General features: G+C 58.4%; 15 protein-coding genes. 1 reads left to right on the top strand and 14 read right to left on the bottom strand.

Annotated elements, in window-relative coordinates:
* Positions 1 to 21 precede the first annotated feature (21 nt).
* The 10 genes from trmFO to spoIIR form a co-directional block, all read right to left on the bottom strand.
* A complete protein-coding gene (trmFO, locus tag I2G69_RS01475; protein ID WP_195560076.1) occupies positions 22 to 1,329 on the bottom strand; it encodes a methylenetetrahydrofolate--tRNA-(uracil(54)-C(5))-methyltransferase (FADH(2)-oxidizing) TrmFO in 1,308 nt (435 codons plus the stop codon).
* Between the two features lie 12 nt (positions 1,330 to 1,341).
* Positions 1,342 to 3,447 (bottom strand): type I DNA topoisomerase, encoded by a 2,106-nt coding sequence (gene topA, locus I2G69_RS01470; protein WP_195560075.1) that lies wholly within the window; start codon positions 3,445 to 3,447, stop codon positions 1,342 to 1,344.
* Between the two features lie 188 nt (positions 3,448 to 3,635).
* Entirely contained in the window at positions 3,636 to 4,799 is a 1,164-nt protein-coding gene (dprA, locus tag I2G69_RS01465) for a DNA-processing protein DprA (RefSeq protein WP_191362229.1), read from the bottom strand.
* Positions 4,800 to 4,814: 15 nt separating this feature from the next.
* Positions 4,815 to 5,609, bottom strand: coding sequence for a TrmH family RNA methyltransferase (locus tag I2G69_RS01460; protein ID WP_243254724.1), 795 nt, complete (start codon positions 5,607 to 5,609; stop codon positions 4,815 to 4,817).
* A gap of 61 nt (positions 5,610 to 5,670) precedes the next feature.
* Complete coding sequence (rplT, locus tag I2G69_RS01455; protein ID WP_054323670.1) at positions 5,671 to 6,024, bottom strand: 50S ribosomal protein L20; 354 nt, start codon at positions 6,022 to 6,024, stop codon at positions 5,671 to 5,673.
* Between the two features lie 56 nt (positions 6,025 to 6,080).
* Positions 6,081 to 6,278, bottom strand: coding sequence for a 50S ribosomal protein L35 (gene rpmI / locus I2G69_RS01450; protein ID WP_085531901.1), 198 nt, complete (start codon positions 6,276 to 6,278; stop codon positions 6,081 to 6,083).
* Positions 6,279 to 6,301: 23 nt separating this feature from the next.
* On the bottom strand, positions 6,302 to 6,841 hold the full coding sequence (gene infC, locus I2G69_RS01445; RefSeq protein ID WP_191362230.1) for a translation initiation factor IF-3: 540 nt from the start codon (positions 6,839 to 6,841) through the stop codon (positions 6,302 to 6,304).
* 206 nt (positions 6,842 to 7,047) lie between these two features.
* On the bottom strand, positions 7,048 to 10,581 hold the full coding sequence (addA, locus tag I2G69_RS01440) for a helicase-exonuclease AddAB subunit AddA (RefSeq protein ID WP_195560074.1): 3,534 nt from the start codon (positions 10,579 to 10,581) through the stop codon (positions 7,048 to 7,050).
* Complete coding sequence (locus I2G69_RS01435) at positions 10,541 to 13,930, bottom strand: PD-(D/E)XK nuclease family protein (RefSeq protein WP_195560073.1); 3,390 nt, start codon at positions 13,928 to 13,930, stop codon at positions 10,541 to 10,543. Before I2G69_RS01435 ends, addA begins: the two co-directional genes overlap by 41 nt.
* A 114-nt stretch (positions 13,931 to 14,044) precedes the next feature.
* Positions 14,045 to 14,647, bottom strand: a complete 603-nt coding sequence (gene spoIIR / locus I2G69_RS01430; RefSeq protein ID WP_195560072.1) for a stage II sporulation protein R — start codon at positions 14,645 to 14,647, stop codon at positions 14,045 to 14,047.
* A 156-nt stretch (positions 14,648 to 14,803) separates the two neighbouring features.
* On the opposite strand from spoIIR, the gene I2G69_RS01425 reads away from it, so the two are divergent.
* A complete protein-coding gene (locus I2G69_RS01425; protein WP_191395258.1) occupies positions 14,804 to 15,457 on the top strand; it encodes a DUF4190 domain-containing protein in 654 nt (217 codons plus the stop codon).
* A 113-nt stretch (positions 15,458 to 15,570) separates the two neighbouring features.
* Here I2G69_RS01425 and ispE read toward each other — a convergent pair whose 3' ends face one another.
* Genes ispE through I2G69_RS01405 form a run of 4 tightly spaced genes read right to left on the bottom strand, consistent with a single transcriptional unit; the run spans position 15,571 to position 19,325 of the window.
* Positions 15,571 to 16,488 carry a 4-(cytidine 5'-diphospho)-2-C-methyl-D-erythritol kinase gene (gene ispE, locus I2G69_RS01420; RefSeq protein WP_195560071.1) on the bottom strand — a complete coding sequence of 306 codons (918 nt, stop codon included), beginning with the start codon at positions 16,486 to 16,488 and terminating at the stop codon, positions 15,571 to 15,573.
* Positions 16,489 to 16,511: 23 nt separating this feature from the next.
* Complete coding sequence (locus tag I2G69_RS01415; RefSeq protein WP_195560070.1) at positions 16,512 to 17,663, bottom strand: DUF362 domain-containing protein; 1,152 nt, start codon at positions 17,661 to 17,663, stop codon at positions 16,512 to 16,514.
* A gap of 8 nt (positions 17,664 to 17,671) precedes the next feature.
* A complete protein-coding gene (locus I2G69_RS01410; RefSeq protein WP_275532227.1) occupies positions 17,672 to 18,844 on the bottom strand; it encodes an aminotransferase class I/II-fold pyridoxal phosphate-dependent enzyme in 1,173 nt (390 codons plus the stop codon).
* On the bottom strand, positions 18,840 to 19,325 hold the full coding sequence (locus tag I2G69_RS01405) for an Lrp/AsnC family transcriptional regulator (protein WP_087232807.1): 486 nt from the start codon (positions 19,323 to 19,325) through the stop codon (positions 18,840 to 18,842). The genes I2G69_RS01410 and I2G69_RS01405 overlap by 5 nt, the downstream gene beginning before the upstream one ends.
* Positions 19,326 to 19,510: the final 185 nt, after the last annotated feature.

Here is a 19,510-nt window from a genome sequence, read left to right as displayed (position 1 = left end):
CTACTTTGGATTTCTGATCTTCTATGTATTTTTAAGAAACTCGTCTAACGTTTGTAAAGAGCGTTCGGAAAAGGCCGCATAGCGGGAACGCTTGTCCCGGATATGCGGAACCACGGGCGGCATAACGCCAAAGTTTGCGCCCATGGGCTGGAAATCGCCCTCGCCGCCGTTTTGTACATAGCGGCTCAGCGCGCCAATCATCGTCTCCGGCGGCAGCGTAAGGGTCTCTTTTCCCTGCAACCTGCGAAGGGCGTTCTTCCCCGCCAGGATTCCACTCGCGGCGGACTCCATATAGCCCTCCACGCCCGTGATCTGGCCCGCAAAAAACAAATCCGGACGCGCGCGCAAGCTGAAATCGCTGTTCAGCACCTTTGGCGAATTCAAAAAAGTGTTGCGGTGCATCACTCCGTAGCGCACAAAATCCGCCTGCTCCAAGCCCGGGATCAGGCCAAAGACGCGTTTCTGCTCGCCGAATTTGAGGTTCGTCTGGAACCCGACGAGATTGTAGAGCGTCCCCTCCCGGTCTTCGCGCCGGAGCTGCACGACCGCCCAGGGCCGGTGCCCGGTCGCCGGGTCGCGCAGGCCGACCGGCTTGAGCGGGCCAAAGCGGATGGTGTCCGGTCCGCGCTGCGCCATCACCTCTATGGGCATACAGCCCTCGTAGACCTTGGGGTCCGCCACATCAAAGTCGTGGACCGGCGCGCGCTCGGCGTGGACCAGCGCCTCATAGAACCGCTCGTACTCCTCCTTGTTCATCGGGCAATTTAAGTACGCGTCGTCCTCTCCCTTTCCATAGCGGGACGCGGCAAAAATGCGGTCCCGTCCGAGGCTCTCCGCTGTGACAATCGGGGCGGCTGCATCGAAGAAGCTCAAACTCCCGCCGCAAAGGGCGGCGATCTTCTCCGCCAGCGCGTCTGAGGTCAGCGGGCCGGTGGCGATCACGCTGACGCCGTCCGTAGGGATTTCCGTAATCTCCCCGCTGTGCACTTCGATCTGCGGATGCTCCCGAATTGCCTTGGTCACCGCCGCGGAAAAGGCGTGCCGGTCTACGGCGAGCGCTCCGCCCGCGGGGACACGGCATTGATCCGCGCATTGCATCAGCAGGGAACCGAGCCGCCGCATTTCCTCTTTGAGCAGGCCGGCCGCGCTGTCCACACGCGCCGCCTTGAGGGAGTTGGAACAAATCAGCTCTGCAAAGTCCGGGCTGTGGTGCGCGGGGGAATACTTCTGCGGTTTCATCTCCCAGAGCTCCGCCTGCACACCGGCCTGTGCAATCTGCCATGCCGCTTCACAGCCGGCCAATCCAGCCCCGATCACTCGTATCTTCATCGGCGTCTCCTTTTATGCTTCGTCCTTATTTTCCTCATCCGGATTTTCCACGCGCTCATAGCCGCAGTCCGGCGTAACGCAATAGTACTTGGGATGTTTCCCTTTTTTCTTTAAGAGGGTCTTCCCGCAGCGCGGGCATTTCTCCATGCTGGGCTCATCCCAGGAGATGAAGTCGCAGTTGGGATATTCCGCGCATCCATAGAAGATGCGCCCCTTCTTGGACTTCTTCACAATCACCTTGCCGCCGCATTTGGGGCACTCTGCACCGGTCTCCTGCACCAGCTTTTTCACATTCTTGCACTCCGGGTATCCGGGGCAGGCAATGAATTTCCCGTAGCGGCCCATTTTGACGACCATCTTGCGGCCGCACTTTTCGCAGATGATGTCGGTCTCATCCTCTTTCAGTTGGATCTTGACCCCCTGCATCTCCTCCTTGGCCTTTTTCAAAGTCTTCTCGAAATCGCCATAGAAGTCGTGCAGCGTCTCCACCCAATCGACCTTCCCGCTCTGTACCTCGTCCAGCTCCTCTTCCACCTGTGCGGTGAATTTGACATTGACGATCTTCGGGAACCGCTCTTTCATCAGCTTGGTGATCACTTCCCCCAGCTCGGTCGGCTTGAGCGCCTTGCCATCGCGGACCACATATTCGCGCCCCGTGATGGTTGAAATCGTGGTGGCATAGGTGGACGGACGGCCGATGCCGTTTTCCTCCAACGCCTTGATGAGCGACGCCTCCGTATAGCGGGCGGGCGGCTGCGTGAAATGCTGGTTGCCTGCGATCTCCTTGCAGCGCAGCGGCATATCCTTCTCGAGGGGCGGCAGCGCCCCGCCGCTCTCGGAGTCTTCGTCCTTCTTCTCTTCGTAAAGCACGGTAAATCCGTCGAAGGTGACAGTATAGCCGGACGCCTTGAAGATATAATTCTTGGCCGAAATCTCCGCCTGCGTCGTGCTCTGGAGGCAGTTTGCCATCTGGCAGGCGATGAAACGCTCCCAGATCAGCTTATAGAGTTTATATTGGTCCGAACTCAGGCTGTCTTTCACCTGATCGGGCGAAAGGCTGGGCATCGTCGGCCGGATGGCCTCGTGCCCGTCCTGGGCGTTTTTCTTTGTCTTAAAGTGGCGGGGGGTATCCGGCAAATACTTCTTCCCCCAGCGCTCCAAAATGTAGTCGGCGGCGTCTTTGAGCGCATCCTCCGACAGGCGCAAGGAGTCCGTTCTCATGTAAGTAATGAGACCGACCGCGCCCATCCCCTCGATTTCAACGCCCTCGTACAGCTCCTGCGCAGCCTTCATCGTCCGGCGCGCCTGGAACCCCAGGCGGCGCGAGGCCTCCTGCTGCAGGGTGGAGGTGATAAACGGCGGCGCAGGGGATTTGCGGCGCGTGCCCTTTTTGAGCTTCGAGATCTTATATTCGGCGCCCTCCAGTTCCGCAAGGATTTGATCCGCCTGTTCCTTGTTCTCAATCTCGATTTTCCCATTCTCGTCGCCATAGAATGTTGCGGGGAACGCTTTGCGGGACCCCTTGGGGATCATCTTCACATCGATCGTCCAATATTCCTTTGGGACAAACTTGCGGATCTCTTCCTCACGGTCCACCACCAGGCGGACCGCCACGGACTGCACGCGGCCGCCCGAAAGCCCCCGGCGGATCTTCTGGGACAGGAACGGGCTGAGCTTATAGCCCACCAGCCGGTCGAGAATCCTCCGCGCCTGCTGCGCATTGACCAAATCCATATCGATGCTGCGGGGATGCTCCATCCCGTTTGTCACGCCGGTTTTTGTAATCTCATTGAACGTCACCCGGTTGTCGTCCTCCGTATTGAGGTCCAGCAAATAGGCCAAATGCCAAGAGATGGCCTCCCCTTCGCGGTCCGGGTCCGTTGCCAGGAATACATAATCGCTCTTTTCTGCCTTTTCCTTCAGTTCCTCCACCAATTTTTCTTTGCCTTTGATGATCTCGTACTTCGGTTTAAAATCCTTCTTGATATCCACGCTCAACCGGTTTTCCGGCAAATCGCGCACATGCCCCATCGAGGCAATCACATCGTATCCAGGGCCCAAATATTTCTTAATGGTCTTCGCCTTTGCGGGCGACTCCACAATTACCAATTTCGACATCTATCTATCCACCTCTTTCATCTCGTACGGCACAGCCGCCGTACCGCTGCGGGAACTCCATCTTCCCGCACAACAACGTTCCTATATATCTATGTTTTACAAATCAATGTTGATCTCCAAAAATGGCAAAGTCCTTTAGACTTTGTGAAAACCTGTCCACAAGACATTTGGACGGGCTTTCATAAAGCCTAAGAATGTTTTAAGGCGTATCTTCTCCCCGAATACCCCTGGATGCAACCCATCAGCTCCAGTTCCGTAAGCGCTGGAAGGGCGCGTGCCGCCGGAACCCCTGCCTCCGAGCAAAGCTCAGCCAAGGCACGCGGCTCTCTGGAAAGCGCCTGGAACAGCGCAGAGGCGTCGTCTGAAAGGCCCTCCGGCACTTTTCGGCAGGCCGGTGTGGGTTTCTGCTCCTGCGGTGCGGCCTTTATCAGCATAACACTTTCCGCCGATTCCTCCAAGTGGATTTTTCCTGGAAAGCGGAAAAGATATTCCTCCAAAATGTCATTTGCACAGCTGACCGCCTTCATTCCCTCGCGCAAAAGGTTGTTGGGACCTTGGGACATACGGCTCCCGACCAAGCCGGGCACGGCAAAGACGTCGCGGTTTTGATGGATCGCATTGTTCGCGGTGAGCAAAGACCCGCTCTTTTCCGCAGCCTCCACCACCACCGTCCCGACGGACAGTCCGGAAATCAGCCGGTTGCGGATGGGGAAATGATTGCGAAGCGCCGGTGTCCCCGGCGGATACTCCGAAAGCAGGGCGCCGCTATGTGAAATCGCCTCCCGCAAAGAGGTATTCGCGGCTAAATACGGATAATCGATCCCGCAGCCGAGCACGCAGACCGTCTTTCCTCCCGCAAGCAGCGCGCCCTTGTGGGCAGCTGTGTCGATGCCCAGCGCACCGCCGCTGACGACCACGGCGCCGCCCTTGGCAAGCCCATACCCCAAGCTGTGTGCAACCCGCTTCCCCACCAGCGTCGCTTTCCGCGTCCCCACAATGGAGATGGCGGGGACTTCCGCAAAATCCGGAAGTTCTCCCTGTACATACAATACAGCCGGAGGGTTATGAATCTGCCGCAGAAGGAAGGGATATTCCCCGTCCTCCGGCGTGAGAACCGTCTGCCCCATCTGCGCACAATGGGCGAGTTGGGCCTGTGCCTCCTGTAGGGGATATTCCCGCATTGCGGAAAGCTCGCGCTGTGTAAAAATCCCCAGCAGGCCCCACTCCTGCGGGCCCGCACGGTAAAAATCCTCGATGCTGCCAAAGGATTCCAGGATGTGGCGCGGCTTGCTGCTGCCCGCTTGCAGGGCATGTTGCAGCCAGATCCAATAGGCACGCCGGTCCAACTCCATCCTGTTCTCCTCCTCTCAATCCCGCATCAGTTCCCACATCAGAATGGCTGCGGAGGCCGCCGCATTGAGCGACTCCGCGCGCCCCCGCATGGGGATCGTCACCGCTTGTCCGCACGCGGCCACTGTCTCCGCTTCCAACCCGTTCCCTTCGTTGCCCACCGCAATGATGGAGGGCTTTTCAAAGGAGAGCTCCGTAACCCGCTTTGCCGTCCGATCTGGCACAGCAGCATACAGCGCAAAGCCGGTCTGCCGGAGCGTTGGCGCCGCATCCGCCAGGCGCTCCACCGAGCGGAACGGAAGGCGGAACACCGCCCCCATACTGGCGCGGAGCACCTTCGGACTATACACATCGCAGCAGTTTCCCGCCAGCAGCACGCCGGAAAGCCCCAATGCCTCTGCCGTGCGCAGGACCGCCCCTAAATTGCCGGGGTCCTGCAAATTTTCGACCGCCAAGAGGTGTCCTTGGGGGGAAAGCCCCTCCAGCCCCACCGTCCCAGGGCGCTTTTCACACACGCAGAAAACCCCCTGCGTCGTCTTGGTCTCCGCCAGCAATTCCGCCACATGCGGCGCCAGCAGATACGCACGCGCGGCCCGGGGGACCACCCGCTCCAAATACGAGGCATACCGCTGCGCTGCCTGTTCGGTATAGAACAGCGTCCGGACTGCAATGCCGCTGTCCGCAGCGTCCGCACACAAACGGGCCCCCTCGATTATAAAAAGGCCCTCGCTCCGCCGGAATTCCGCGGAGGAGGCGAGCTTTGCGGCATGGCGCACCCATTCATTTTTTCGGCTTGTAATCACTTCCGGCATCATTTTCACCCATAACGAAAAGTTGCGCCCGGCATCTCTTCCGGGCGCAATTCCAGCTTTTTTATCTTGCGGCTTTTGCCTTCTCAACCAGCGCCTTGAATGCAGCCTCATCGCTCACAGCGATCTCAGCGAGCATCTTGCGGTTGAGCGCGATATTTGCCTTCTTCAGCCCGTTCATGAACACCGAGTAGCTGATGTCGTTCATGCGGCAGGCGGCGGAAATCCGGGTGATCCACAGGCGGCGGAAATCTCTCTTTCTCTGCTTGCGGCCGATGTATGCATAGTTGCCGGATTTCATGACGGCCTGTTTCGCCATCTTAAAGTGCTTGCTCTTTGCACCAAAATAGCCCTTCGCCAGCTTCAAAGTCTTTTTTCTTCTCTTGCGTGTCATCAACGCGCCTTTTACACGTGCCATTTTATATACCTCCAGTAATGGTTATAGTTTTGATCGGAAACGAAACGCTGCCTCGATTATTTATAAGGCACCAGGCGCTTCACCTGGCGTACATTCGTCTTGTCCGCCACAGTGGTCTGACGCAGGCCTCTCTTGCGCTTGGTGGTCTTCTTGTTCAGGATGTGGGATTTATTGGCGTGGGCGCGGATGACCTTTCCATTCTTAGAAAGCTTGAAGCGCTTTTTCGCGCCGCTGTGTGTTTTAATCTTGGGCATGATATGCTCCTCCTTAATAATGATTATTTAGCGGGTTTGGATGCAAGGAACATCAGCATGTTGCGTCCTTCCAGCTTCGCCGGTTTCTCCACATTGGCAAGCTCGCTGAGCGCCTCTGCAAAGCGCCGCATGATCTCGTGGCCCTGCTCAGGATGCCCCATCTCACGGCCGCGGAAGCGGATGGAAACCTTGACCTTATTGCCTTCCTTCAAGAATCGGGTGGCATGGCCAACCTTCGTCTCAAAGTCGTGGGTGTCGATATTGAGGGACAGGCGGATTTCCTTGATCTCGACGACACGCTGGTTCTTTCTTGCTTCCTTCTCGCGCTTCGTCTGTTCAAAACGGTACTTTCCGTAGTCGATAATTTTGCAAACCGGAGGCGTCGCCTGCGGCGCAATTTTTACAAGGTCCAAATTTTGTCCGAACGCCATCTCCAACGCCTTCGCGGTGGGCATAATCCCAAGCTGGTTGCCGTCCGAACCGATGACACGCACTTCTCTGTCACGAATTTCTTCGTTGATCTGTAGTTCCTTGTTGCTAATGGTTAAGCACCTCCAAATCACGTTATTTATGAATGCAACAAAAAGCGCGGGCAGAATCCTTCCGCTCGCGCATCAATACCCCATTTCACAGATTGCTCTGTGTACGTATTGACCCATGACGGACGGAACCACACAGGTGTGGGCAAAGCCCCGCTTTGTTTTACCTACTAACTTTACCATCTAGCCCAGCGTTTGTCAAGGACAATTTTTCAAAAGATGGACGCACATCAACCCATCCCTTCCCCACGGATTTCGCGGTTCAGATAAAACGAGTACAGCAGGCATTCCTTGACCGGCAGGCCGGTGCAGACCGCGAGCGCCCGGCGATAAAGGGCCAACTGTGCCCGGTAGCGCTCCCACAGGGCGGCTTCGTCCTTAGTGTGGTCGGTTTTAAAATCCACGATAACCAGGCTACCGTCCTCCTCAAATGCACAGTCCACCGCGCCCTGCATCACCACCGGCTCCCCTGCGAGCGTTTCCGGCAGGCCGGGCTGCACTTCTCCGGAGGGAATCTCCACGGTAAAGCGGTACTCGCGGAGGACTTGCTTCGCATGCAGGATCCTTTGCGCCAGGGGTGAGGCAAAAAACGCCTGTACCCGGTTCATCTCCACCGCGTCGCCCTCCTCGCGGGAAAGGAACCCCTGCTTCACCAAGCGCTCACACTCGCGCTCTGGCTGCGTGCGCGCCGTCTCATAGTCGCAGAACTGCATGTACTGGTGCAGCGCTGTGCCGCGCTCTGCAGGAGTCAACCCCTGCTTGCTCAAAAAAGCGGGGCGCGCTGTGGCGGCATACTGGAAAGAAAACGGTTCCGCCGCCAGATCGCTGGCCGCCACCTTGGTCGGCACGCCACGTAAACCGGCGTAGGGATATACAAAATCCAGTTCGCTTCTCAATTGGAGGAGCAGCGCCTGGTCGGGCATTGCCGGGGCCTCCGCTTCTGGCTGCCCCTGCTCTTCCGCGGCGGGGGGAGAAACGATCCGAATCGCCCAGGGGGTATCGCAGGAAACCGTGACGCCCGGCAGCGCCGCCGCCATCTCGCGCAGCGTTCCTCCATCCGGATGGCGCATCGCACACAGGAGCAGCCAGTCGGAGATACAGGAAGCGCTCCGCACCACATAGGGCTGTAGGCGCGGCTCTTCGGTCAGACGGGAGGCCAGCTTTCCCAGCGTCTTCTCCGCATCTTTCACCGTGGTCACAAGCAGCAGCTTTTCTTTTGCGCGCGTCATCGCCACATACAGGACGCGCAATTCCTCGCTCATCTCCCCGCGGTCGATCTCCAATGCGGCGGCCTCCCTGGGCAAGGTTGTCACCCGCGCGCCGGTCTCCGGGTCGCGCAGTTTCACGCCGAATCCCAGTTCCGGATGCAGCAGAACGTCCCCGCGCTCCTTGTTAAACCGCCGGGAGCAGCCCGCCAAGATACAGACCGGGAATTCCAGCCCCTTGCTGCGATGGATGCTCATAATCTGCACCACTTCGGCCCCGCCCACTGTGGAGGCTGAGGCGAGGTCGGCATCCTGCTGTTCCAAGCGGTCCAACATCCGCACAAAGCCGGACAGCCCGTTGAAGCCGGAACCCTCGTATTTCTTGGCATACTCCAACAGCAGGCGCAAATTTGCCAGCCGGAGTTCGCCGTTTGCCATCGCCTGCACCAGATCCGGATATCCGCTTTTCTCGTACACCAGATTGATCAGCCGATCTGAAGGAAGGGTGGCGGCCAGAGCACGGTACTCCTCGATGTCCCGCAAAACCTGCGTTGCCCGCCCGTCGCCCTCCTGCGCCGCCCGCACCAGGGCGATGTAGAGCGGCTCTTTGCGCTCCCGGATGCGGATGTCCGCCAGATCGTCCGGGGTAAACCCATAGATGGGGCTCATCAATACGGACAACAGCGGGATGTCCTGCATCGGGTTGTCGATCACCCGCAGCAACGACACCGCCACAGCCACCTCCGGCGCGGCAAAAAAGCCCCCGCCCGTATCCGCCCATGCGGGAACGCCGAGGCGCTGCAGCTCCTTGGCATACTCCTTTGCGTACCGGTTTGCACTGCGCAGCAAAATGCAGAAGTCGTGGTAACCGCCGGGGCGCTGCACCCCATCCTCCGTGACCAGCAGGCCCTCCGCCATCATGCGGTGGATGCGCTCCGCAATGTGGCGGCTCTCGACGCGGACCATCTCTTCCTCGTCCCCTTTGGAGAGGTCGATGATGTCGAGCTGGGTGTCGGGCTCCGCGCTGGGGGGATAGGACGCGCCCGGAATCAGCTCCTCCCCCTCCCCGTAATCGAGGTCGCCCGTCTGGACGCTCATCAACTGGCGAAAGACAAAGTTGACCGCCCCGGTGACCCCTGCGCGGCTCCGGAAGTTCCGGTCCAGCGCAATGCTGGCCGGGTACACATCCCGCGTGCGGTCGTAGGGCGGATAGGCCGCGCGGCGGCGCAGGAAAATCTGCGGCATGGCCTGCCGGAAGCTGTAGATGCTCTGCTTGACATCCCCCACAAAAAACAGGTTCGATTCTTCCCGCGACACCGCGCGGAAAATCATGTCCTGCGCCTCGTTGGTGTCCTGGTACTCGTCCACCATGATCTCATCAAACCGCGCGGCCAGCTCCTCCGCCTCCGGGGTGCGGACAGCCCCCTCCGGCGTGTCGCGGACAAGAAGCTTCAGCGCCCAGTGCTCCAAATCGCCAAAATCGGCGGCGCGGCGTTCCTGCTTCAAGCGGTCGAGCGTCTCGCCAAAGCGGACCGTCACCTCGAAGAGCTTGGCCACCAGCGGGGCCAGGCGCGCAATGTCCGCCGCACATTCCAGCTCGCTCTCCTGAAACAGGCCGGCCAGCTTTTCCACCGTGGCCTTGACCTCTTTGCGGGAAGCCGTCAGCTTATTTTTCAAAGGGTCGTCCCCATAGCCGCGCAGGGGCTTCAGCTTCTCATAGGTAAAATCCCCGCACGCAAAGGCAAGCCCATTCCAATCCTTTTGTGCGATGCGCGCCTGCAAGTCCAGCAAACCGGCCAAGTCCGACGCATACGCATCGTGATAGGCCTTTTCGATCGCCTCATCCTGCCGCATCAGGGACAGCGCGTTCTGTGTCAAGGCGATGGCATACGCCACCGCGTCCGACGCATAGCGGAGCGCCGTCTCCCCCCAAATGGTCTGGGATGCGGGGAGCTCTTCCCGGTAGAGGGCGGCCTTTTCGCGCAGCCACCGCTCCGGGAATGGGTGGGAACGCACAAATTCATAGAGGGTCTCCACTGTTGAGACAATCCGCGCATCGTCACGCCCAGCGGAAAAGGCGTCCACCAGCTCCAAAAACGACGGGTCTGAAAGGGCATAATATTCATCCAGCACCTGCGCCATCGCATCGTTGCGAAGCAGCGTCATTTCCGCGTCGTCCAAGATGCGAAAATCCGGCGACACGCCGAGCTTATAAAAATTCTCCCGCACCAGTTCGCTGCAAAAGCTGTGGATGGTGCTGATCTGTGCCCGCGCCAACAGGATCTGCTGACGCTGCAAACGCACGTTATACGGGTCTTCTTCCAACAGCAGGGCGATCTGGGCGGCGATCCGGTCCCGCATTTCCGCAGCCGCGGCCTTCGTAAACGTGACCACCAAAAGGCGGTCCGCATCCGTCGGATGGCGCTCGTCGGTCAATCGCTCGATCACGCGCTGCACCAGGACCGCCGTCTTGCCCGAACCGGCAGCGGCGGAAACCAGCAGCGTCCCTCCGCGCGCTTCAATCGCGTCCCGTTGGCCTGGCGTCCAATTCCGTCCCATCTGTATGCTCCCCCTTCCTTGTCAATTCCGCTAGGGCCGCGTTGCGGTCCCATTTGCCCATCTGCCGCGCGGCGTCCTCCTGTTCCCTGCCGCAGACCGCAAAATACGGGCACCACTGGCAGGCGTCCGTATCGCCCTTGAGCGGGACCGCCGCCACGCGGCCCCGGTGCAGCTCTTCTGCCATGGATGCGGCCAAATCCTTCACCCGGCGCAAGATGGCGTCCATCTCCCCCGGCGACACCACGCTGTCGCGCCGGGCGGGAGCGCCGTTTTTGATGGTCACCGGGATGTATGTCCCCGCGCCGTCGGGTTCCATCGCGTGGAGAATGTCTGGGTCGTCGATCAACAGGCCGTTCATGCGCAGCTTTTTGGTTTCTTCCTGCCGCACCTTTTCCTTTGACGTGCCGCGCGCCACGGAAAGGGTGGGCCTTGATGCGGGCACATAAAGAATCCCCGCCGGCGCCAGATTGCCGCCATAGCGCGCTTCCGCGTTTTCGCTCAAGGTCGCCAAATAGATGAGCATTTGCATGTTGACGCCATAGATCACATCCGACAGCTTGAATTCCTTCTTGCCGGTCTTGTAATCCACCACGCGCAAATACTGGACCCCGTCCCGTTGGAGCAGGTCCACGCGGTCCACCTTCCCGTCGATGGACACCCGCCCGCCGTCCGGCAGGGGGATCGACAGAGCGGGCACCCCGTCCTCGCCGACAGGCAGCTCGAAGTCCACGGGCGCAAATTCGCTCTGGCAGAGTTCCTCCGCTATGTGCGCAATGATCACCAGCGCGGACTCGGACAGCCGTGCAAACAGATACGCAAAACGCGGCGACTTATTGCGCGATCCGCCGAGATGCGTCTCCATATATTGCTCCAACAGGCGGTCGATCTCCGCTTTGAGATCCTGTTGGCCCATGGCGTGCAATTCCTGCGCGCCCGTCTCGCGGAAGATGTGCTCCAAAAGGTAGTGCATCAGGCTCCCGTATTCCAATGCATCCATCTCCGCGGTGCGGCGCTCCTTGGCGCGCAGCCCATAACGGCAAAAGTATTGAAACCGGCAGAGGTAAAATGTCTCAATTTGCGTTGCGGATACATGCATATTTGCGCCAAAGAGCTTCCGCGCTTTCTCCTCGTCCTGGAAACCGGCAGCACCTTTCCGGGCCGCTCGGTCCACCGCAGCGGTGCGCGCCGCATAGCCGGGCCGCTCCGCAAAGAGCTGCTTCATCGTTGCGGAAAGCGGCGTATTCCGCTGCCATTGCTGTGCGGCCAGCGCAAAGGCGGGCTGCGCGGCGTTTGCCGTCCAAGTCTGCGGCAGGCTGTACGGGGTGTAAACAGGGACCCCCTGCAAAATGGACAGTGTCTCCGTGACAATCGCAGAGGCGCGCTTTGGCTCGCCCTCCGGGCCGGCCGCGGCAAAGCTGATGTACAATCGCTCCGAAGCGGCGCTCATTGCAGCATAGGCAAGGAAGCGTTCCTGCACGGCAACGCCCTCCAGCGTATCGTTCAGCGGCAGGCCGAGCGCGATCAACTCCCGGCGTTCCCCATCGCTGAACACACAATGGGAGCTGGGAGAGAGCGGGAAATCGCCCTGCGCTGCCCCTAACAGGAAGACTACCTTCGGTTCCTCCGCGCGGATACGGTCCGCAGCGCCGACAGTCACTTCGTCCAGGCCCTCCGGAATGCTGGCAATGTCGTTCGCCAAGATCACCAGACGCAGGAGCTCTGCATACCGCGTGTGGCGCAGACGGCATCCCTTGAGCACCAGGGCGCTCTGGTCGAGGATCGCCATCAGCACATCCCACAGGCGCAGCTGCCGTTCCGCCAGCTCCGGCCTTCCGTCCGCCGCCAGCCGTGCCGCCAATTCTTTTAGATGTTCCGCCGCCTGGACGTCCTCCAACAGGCGGTACACCGCCAACGCCATCTCTTCGCCGTCGGCCTCCGCCACCCGCTGGGCAAACCGGGATAAAGGCTCTACCACCGCACTGCGGCTCTCATTCAGCGCTTCCAGCTGCTCGCGGTCCCGCTCCTTCCATTCCTCCACAAATCCACGTGGATGGTCCGCCCATGCTTCTTTCCACTTCCGGCCGGACAGATTCCATAAGTAGGTATAATTTTCCAACGCGGAAATCTGTTCCGTGGAAAAGCCGGCCAAACCCGTCTTCAAGTAGGCAAACACATCGCCAGAGGCAAACCCGGAGCGCACCACCTGAAATGCAGAAAGCACCAACCGCATCAGGGGCTCCGCATCCACCGCCTGGGGCTTATCCATAAAGTAGGGGATGTCCCGATGCTCCAAAGCCACATCCAATATCCCCCGGTATTGGTCCGGCGTGCGGGCGATCACGGCAAAATCCCGGTAGCGGTAGCCATTTTCCATCACCAGATGCCGGATCGCAGCCGCAGCGGTCTCTGCCTCGTCGTATAGGTCCTTCGCTTCATAGAGGGTCACCCCCTGCGCAGGCTGCGGGGCGCCGTGGGCCGTCCGAAAAGAGCCCGCCTCCAAAGCAGAAAGGCCCTTGGCGTGAAACCGTTTCCCCGGCTCCAACACCTCCGGCGCAGCAACACGCACCCCGCGCTCCTTGGCCATCCGGATGAGGGTATTCCCCGTATGGCGTACCAGGGAAAACAATCCCATGCCGCGCTCGGGGTCGTCCAGCCGGTCCGTACAGAGGGATACATACACCTCGTCCGCCTGTTCCAGCATGGCGGCGATGATCTGGTATTCCTGCACCGTAAAGCTTTGGAAGGAGTCGAGCGCTACCACGCAGCCTTTAAAAAGGGTATGTTGCTCCAAAAGCGCTTTCAGCCGCGTCAGGTCGTCCAGCGGGTCCACGTAGCTCTGCGCTACCAGCGCATCGTAAGCCTCCAAAATCAAGGAAAGCTCCCGGGCCTTCTGCTGCAAAGTGCTGGACAACGGCTGGTCCGACGGCGTTTCCACCGCCTCCAAAAGATCGGACGGCCGGATGCCACACATCTTGAGTTCCGCCTCCTGTGCCAACAGCAGCCGGACCAGCTCCGCATCCTCCGCACTCTTGCGGTAGAAGTCCAACTGGTCCTTCACCTGCTCGAGTGCCAGGCTCATAAAGATGCTGCGGCCGCCGTCGTCCAAGCGCCGGCCAGCCGCCCCTCCAAACCGGCGGAAAGCAAAATCCGCGAGGCGCGAAAAGCTAAAGACCCAAACCCGCTGGGCTTCCTTCGGCCCCAATAGGCGCAGCATCGCGCGTTCATTTTGGAAGGACCCCTGCTCTGGGACCAGCAAAACCGGCTGCTGTTCCACCGGCGTTTCCTTGAGCAGATTGCGCAGGCGTACCGTTTTTCCGCTTCCCGCACGGCCAAGAAGTAAATGTAGCAAAATGAACCCCTCCGATCGTTCGTTCCTTCCCATTATACGGTGTTCCCGGCAGCAAATAATTTGAAATATGAAAAAAGGAACCCATCACCGAGTTCCTTCTCCTTCATATGGCTCTCACAAACCAGCCAGCCACGCTTTGATCTGTTCATAATATTCCAACGCTTTAAATTTAATCACATACCGGTTCTGCCCCTCCACAATCTGAAGCTGTTGGGCGTCCAGCACATCTGCAAGCTTCTGCGGCTCTTCTGCCGCCGGAAGGCACATCGGCGGGAAGATCACACACCACCAGTTGTGCCCCTCTGCCGCGCCGATGCACACCCGAAGGGCCTCATAGGTGCCGGCAGGCAGGGTCACCTGCTCATATTCTCTGGTGGGGAAGTAGGTTTGTTCCAGCTCCACGGTAACCGGATAGGTATAGCCGCGCTGTTCGATTTCGTCTTCGGCGGCGCGCTGCAACGCCGGGAGCGTTTCCCGGATGCGCTGTTCAGCCTCTTCCTTGTTGCGCACCCCGTCGAGCATCCCCGCGCTCTCCTGCAAAATGCGGTCGCGCACCTGCAATTTTAACGTTTGGTCCTCCTGCGAATCGGAGTTTGCCAGGACATGCAGGCGCAGGACGTGCTCCGGAATATCCTCGCACTGCGCTGCAAACCCGGTGAAGGAAAACAGCACGGCCAATATCATTGCAAGGCAGATCGACTTTTCGAACACTTTCATGGCAAGTCCCTCTTTCTGTTGGATGCCGGGAGTATTGCCCCATATTTTTGAAATTATACATCGCCTTCCAAAGAAACGGGAAATATGTCCCTAAACAGTTTGACAAAATCCCGATGTTCCGTTATGATGCAAACAAAGAAATGAAGGAGGAAGAACATGTCCAGATATATTGCAGATTACACCATCAACAAGCCGGACGATCTGATCAAATTCATTGCGGAAGATTTTCTCACGAAGGAAGGGTTTCGTCAGACGGTCTATAAGGGCGAAACTGTGTGGAAAAAAGGGGTGGGGGCCGTCTCCGCTCCCCAGTTCATCAAATTGCAGTACGGGCAGGGAAACGTGCATTTGGAAGCCTGGATCAAATCCTTTGGCGAGCACGGCGTAACCGGTTTTTACGGCGCGCTGCCGAAAAGCGAACTGAACAGCCGGGTGCAAACCCTTGTGCGGCTTCTCTCGCAAGAGATTCCTGCGACGCAAGCACCGATTCCCACAGGGGCAACCGCAGCAGATTCCTTCGCAAAGGAATCCCCCACACCCGCTCCCGTCCCAGTAGCGGTACATAACCCCACCAACAAGGCGACCATTTCCCTTGTGACGGGCATCCTCAGCATCCTTACGTCCCTGTTTATTCCCTTGATTGGCGTGATTCTCGGCATCATTGCCATTTCCACCGGCAGGGTCGGCAAACAGAGCACCGCAAAAGGGCTGGCCTCGGCAGGTTTCGTCACCGGTATCATCGGCCTCGTGATCGGTGCTGCTATTTGGATTCTCAATTTTGTGCTGTCCTTTGTTCTGGCGATTGCCTGATCGTAAAAGAAAATTTAAATCCCCCATACCGTTTTGTATGGGGGATTTTGTATGCTCTATAAAAATTCCTATGCACTGCCTTGCAGGAAGCACGCGCTTTCCGGGTCCCTGTCCTATTCCAAGAAATCCATGGGCACAGACACCGGCCAGCAGACAAAGGTCTCTGGGTACCGGCCTTGTAGCCGCTCCTTACATGCTACTGCCGGTTCTTCCCGATCGAACAGCCCATAGACCGCCGAGCCGCTCCCGGTCATGCAGGCCCCTTGCGCACCGCACCCGCGCATCCCGGCCTTGATGGTTTCGACCTCCGGCAGCTGTAAGATATCTTCAAAGGCGTTTCCCAAGGATGCGCCGACCTCCGCAAGGTTTCCCCGCGAGAGCGCTTCCAGCACCTTGGCTGTATGGCGCGACGCGGAGCTTCCTCCCTGGGCGTCCGCCAACCGGTACGCCTCCTTTGTATTGACCCCGACCGGCGGCTTACAGACCACTAACCAGCCGCCCGGAAGCAACGGGGCGCGCTCTAGCCGCTCTCCAATCCCCTGAACGCGCGCGCAACCGCCCCACACGCAGAAGGGTACATCCGCACCAACCGTAAGGCCGATTTCACAAAGCGTTTCGAGCGGCAATTCCGCGCGGTACATCCGATTGAGCGCATGCAGAGCAGCGGCCGCATCTGCGCTTCCACCGGCCAAACCCGCCTGGGAGGGAATCCGCTTTTCGATCTCGATCGAAAGATTCGGCCGCTGCCCGATCTCCCGGAAGAACGCCTCCGCGGCACGGTATACCGTGTTTTCCTCTCCGCACGGCACATCCGTCCGCCCGCAGGTCACGGAAAGCCCATCGCCCCCCTGCCGCAGGGTGAGGATGTCGCATAGGGAAATCGTGTGCATCACCATGTCCAAGAGGTGGTAGCCGTCTTCCCGCCTACCTGTGATGTCCAACGCCAGGTTGATTTTTGCATACGCCTTGATCCGCATGACCATCCCCCACAATAAAATCGGGACCGCCATGCGCGGCACAGCAATCCCCATGTTTTGTATCTTCTGTATTTGTGTCAAAAGCGAAATAGCCGGAAGCGCTTGATGTCGATCACGTGCTTCGGACACATTTCATGACAGCAGTAGCACCGGATGCATTTCCGGTAGTCGATCACGGCGTGGCCGCCGGCGATCCGGATTGTGTGCTGCGGGCAGCTTTCCGCACATTTTCCGCATCCGACACAGTGATTCGTCTGGATCTTCGGAACCGGCGTGGCCACCTTTTCCGCCAAAGGGCGTAAAAACTTCGGAAGCCAATCCAAAAAATTCACACTGCACGATTCCGGTTGAATAAAGTCGGAAACTGCCAACGATTGTACCGGCACGCCCCAAAGGGAAAGCTCGTCCAAGCTCTCCGGGCACACGCCACGCTTCATCCCCGCGCGGAGATAAGGCACATGCACGGGGTTCTGATGGACTAACGACGCGCAAACCATATCCAGCGCAAACGGATCCCGCGAAGCGGCCAATGCGCCCACAAGCCGCGGTTTCCCGCCGGTGGGGCCGTTACCCTCCATCCCCACGATGCCATCCACCACACAGAGCGCGGGCTTCAAGGCGCAACACAGGTCTGCTACCATCTCCCCGAACGCCTCACGCTCCGGGAAACGGCAGTGCAGCTCCGGTTTCATCAAACCGGGGACGCAGCCGAACAAATTCTTGACCGCCGCGCTCAACCCCATCATTCCATGTGTTTTTAGCTTAGCGATGTCCACCAGGAGATCCGCCTCCAAAACCGGCTGGATGACGTCAAACCGCTTACAGCGCTGGCCCTGCGGCGCCTCGAGCGATCCATAGGAACAATCAAAATTCAAGGAAAATCCATATGTTTGGGCCAGCTCCGTATATCCGCCTGCCTCGTAGATCGCTCGCAGAAGCGGCGGCGTATAAGGCCCTCCGGGGCTTTCTGCCACGGTCACATGCCCTGCGCCGCGCTCCAAAAGCTCCACCGCCACAGCTGCCACCACGGCCGGATGGGTGATCACACCCTCTTCCGGTTTGGAACGGATCACCAGGTTGGGCTTTATGACCACGCGGCATCCGGGAAACAAAAGCTCCTCCACATGCAGCGCGTCCAATTGCTCCCGCAGGGCTGCGTGGACCTCTTCAAACGCATAGGTCTTACAAGCGGAAAGGCAAACCTGTCCCTTTTGCTTCAATGGAACCACAGCGCTACTCAAGACTCAAACTGTTTGATGAAGTGCTCAATACGTGAAAGCGCTTCGGTGATATGTTTGATGGAATAGGAATAGGAGACGCGCACAAAGCCTTCGCCGCAGTCTCCAAACGCCGACCCCGGGACCACCGCGACGCGCTCCTCATACAGCAATCTTTCGCAGAATTCCTCTGAAGTAAGCCCTGTCTTTTTGATGCATGGGAATACATAGAATGCCCCTTCCGGTTCGAAGCATGTTAAGCCCATGGAGTTGAAGCCGTCCACGACCAGGCGGCGGCGCATGTCGTATTGTTCGCGCATATAGACGATGTCCTCATCGCCATTTTTCAACGCTTCAATGGCGGCATACTGTGCCGTTGTCGGCGCGCTCATGATGCCGTACTGATGCAGTTTCGTCATCGCCTTGATGATCTGCGCCGGGCCAACCGCATAACCCAAACGCCAGCCCGTCATGGCAAATGCTTTGGAGAACCCATTCACCACAATGGTCCGCTCCCACATACCGTCAATCGCGCTGAAGGTGACATGGTTGGTATCTCCGTAGGTCAATGCACTGTAGATCTCATCGGAAAGCACCATCAGATCATTTTCCCGGACAACCTCCGCAATCGCCTCCAAATGTTCACGGCGCATGACTGCGCCCGTGGGGTTATTCGGATAGGGCAGAATCAGCAGCTTTGTCTTCGGGGTGATCTTGGCACGCAGGGCTTCCGGCGTGATGCGGAAACGATCCTCAGCCTTTGTCTCTAAAACAACCGGTACGCCGCCCGCCATTTCTGTCAGCGGCACATAACACACAAAGGACGGCTCCGGAATCAAGACCTCGTCTCCCGGGCTGATGAGGGAGCGCAGGCAGAGGTCAATCGCCTCCGAGCCACCCACTGTCACTAAAATTTCCTCTTTGTCATTATAATTCACATGATAGTGGCGCTTCAGCCAGCGCGAAATTTCCTGGCGCAGTTCGATAAAGCCACGGTTTGGAGAATACCACGTTTTCCCGTCCTCCAAAGAGCGGATTCCCTCTTCGCGGACATGCCACGGCGTTGTGAAATCCGGTTCTCCAATCGAGAGGGAAATCACATTGTCCATTTCATTGGCAATATCGAAGAAACGGCGGATACCGGATGGCTTGATCGCCTGCACCTTTTGGTTGAGCACGGTGCTATAGTCAATCACAGAGCACACTCCTTCTCTCATCGTTTTCGTCCTCGGTCTTGAGAACGACCCCACCATCCTTATAACGCGTCAGGATAAAATGGGTGGCAGTGGAAAGCACAGAATCAAGCAGGGACAGGCGGCGGGCCACAAACATGGCGATCTGCTGCATCGTGTCCCCATGCACCATCACAGCCAGGTCAAATCCGCCGGACATCAGATAGACGCTGTCCACCTCTTCAAACTGCATAATTTTCTGCGCAATCTCATCGAACCCGCGGTCGCGCTTCGGTGTAACGCGCAGCTCGATCAAGGCAAATGCCTTGTTGGCATCTGCGCGTTCCCAGTTAATCAACGTCTGATAGCCGCGGATGATTCCCGCCTTCTCATAGGCGTCGATCTGATTACAGATTTCCGACTCCGGGCGGTCCAGCATCGTGGCCAGCTGGCGGGTGGTCAAGCGGGCGTTCTGGCTTAACAATTCCAATAGACGATCCATAAGATTCACTCCTCCGGTTATTTATTGGGAAGGGCTAAGGAATAAGACCTTCCTGTGTTTCAAAAGTTGGATATTAAATTATAGTATACAACAATTGCCAACCAATGAAAATATCCAATCCAAAAATAAGCCATAAATGGGAATTGCGTTGTATATCGTTTTCATCGTGATGAAACCGACGAACG

The organism is Anaeromassilibacillus sp. D41t1_190614_C2, assembly GCF_015558525.1.
GTDB lineage: Bacteria > Bacillota > Clostridia > Oscillospirales > Acutalibacteraceae > Anaeromassilibacillus > Anaeromassilibacillus stercoravium.
Note: the sequence above shows the minus strand (reverse complement) of the source record. Positions and strands in the feature narration are given on the sequence as shown.

What these genes read in the sequence shown, in the direction of transcription:
- trmFO (WP_195560076.1), bottom strand. Translation starts at nt 1,329, where the DNA reads ATGAAGATACGAGTGATCGGGGCTGGATTGGCCGGCTGTGAAGCGGCA.
- topA (WP_195560075.1), bottom strand. Translation starts at nt 3,447, where the DNA reads ATGTCGAAATTGGTAATTGTGGAGTCGCCCGCAAAGGCGAAGACCATT.
- dprA (WP_191362229.1), bottom strand. Translation starts at nt 4,799, where the DNA reads ATGGAGTTGGACCGGCGTGCCTATTGGATCTGGCTGCAACATGCCCTG.
- I2G69_RS01460 (WP_243254724.1), bottom strand. Translation starts at nt 5,609, where the DNA reads ATGCCGGAAGTGATTACAAGCCGAAAAAATGAATGGGTGCGCCATGCC.
- rplT (WP_054323670.1), bottom strand. Translation starts at nt 6,024, where the DNA reads ATGGCACGTGTAAAAGGCGCGTTGATGACACGCAAGAGAAGAAAAAAG.
- rpmI (WP_085531901.1), bottom strand. Translation starts at nt 6,278, where the DNA reads ATGCCCAAGATTAAAACACACAGCGGCGCGAAAAAGCGCTTCAAGCTT.
- addA (WP_195560074.1), bottom strand. Translation starts at nt 10,581, where the DNA reads ATGGGACGGAATTGGACGCCAGGCCAACGGGACGCGATTGAAGCGCGC.
- spoIIR (WP_195560072.1), bottom strand. Translation starts at nt 14,647, where the DNA reads ATGAAAGTGTTCGAAAAGTCGATCTGCCTTGCAATGATATTGGCCGTG.
- I2G69_RS01425 (WP_191395258.1), top strand. Translation starts at nt 14,804, where the DNA reads ATGTCCAGATATATTGCAGATTACACCATCAACAAGCCGGACGATCTG.
- ispE (WP_195560071.1), bottom strand. Translation starts at nt 16,488, where the DNA reads ATGGGGATTGCTGTGCCGCGCATGGCGGTCCCGATTTTATTGTGGGGG.
- I2G69_RS01405 (WP_087232807.1), bottom strand. Translation starts at nt 19,325, where the DNA reads ATGGATCGTCTATTGGAATTGTTAAGCCAGAACGCCCGCTTGACCACC.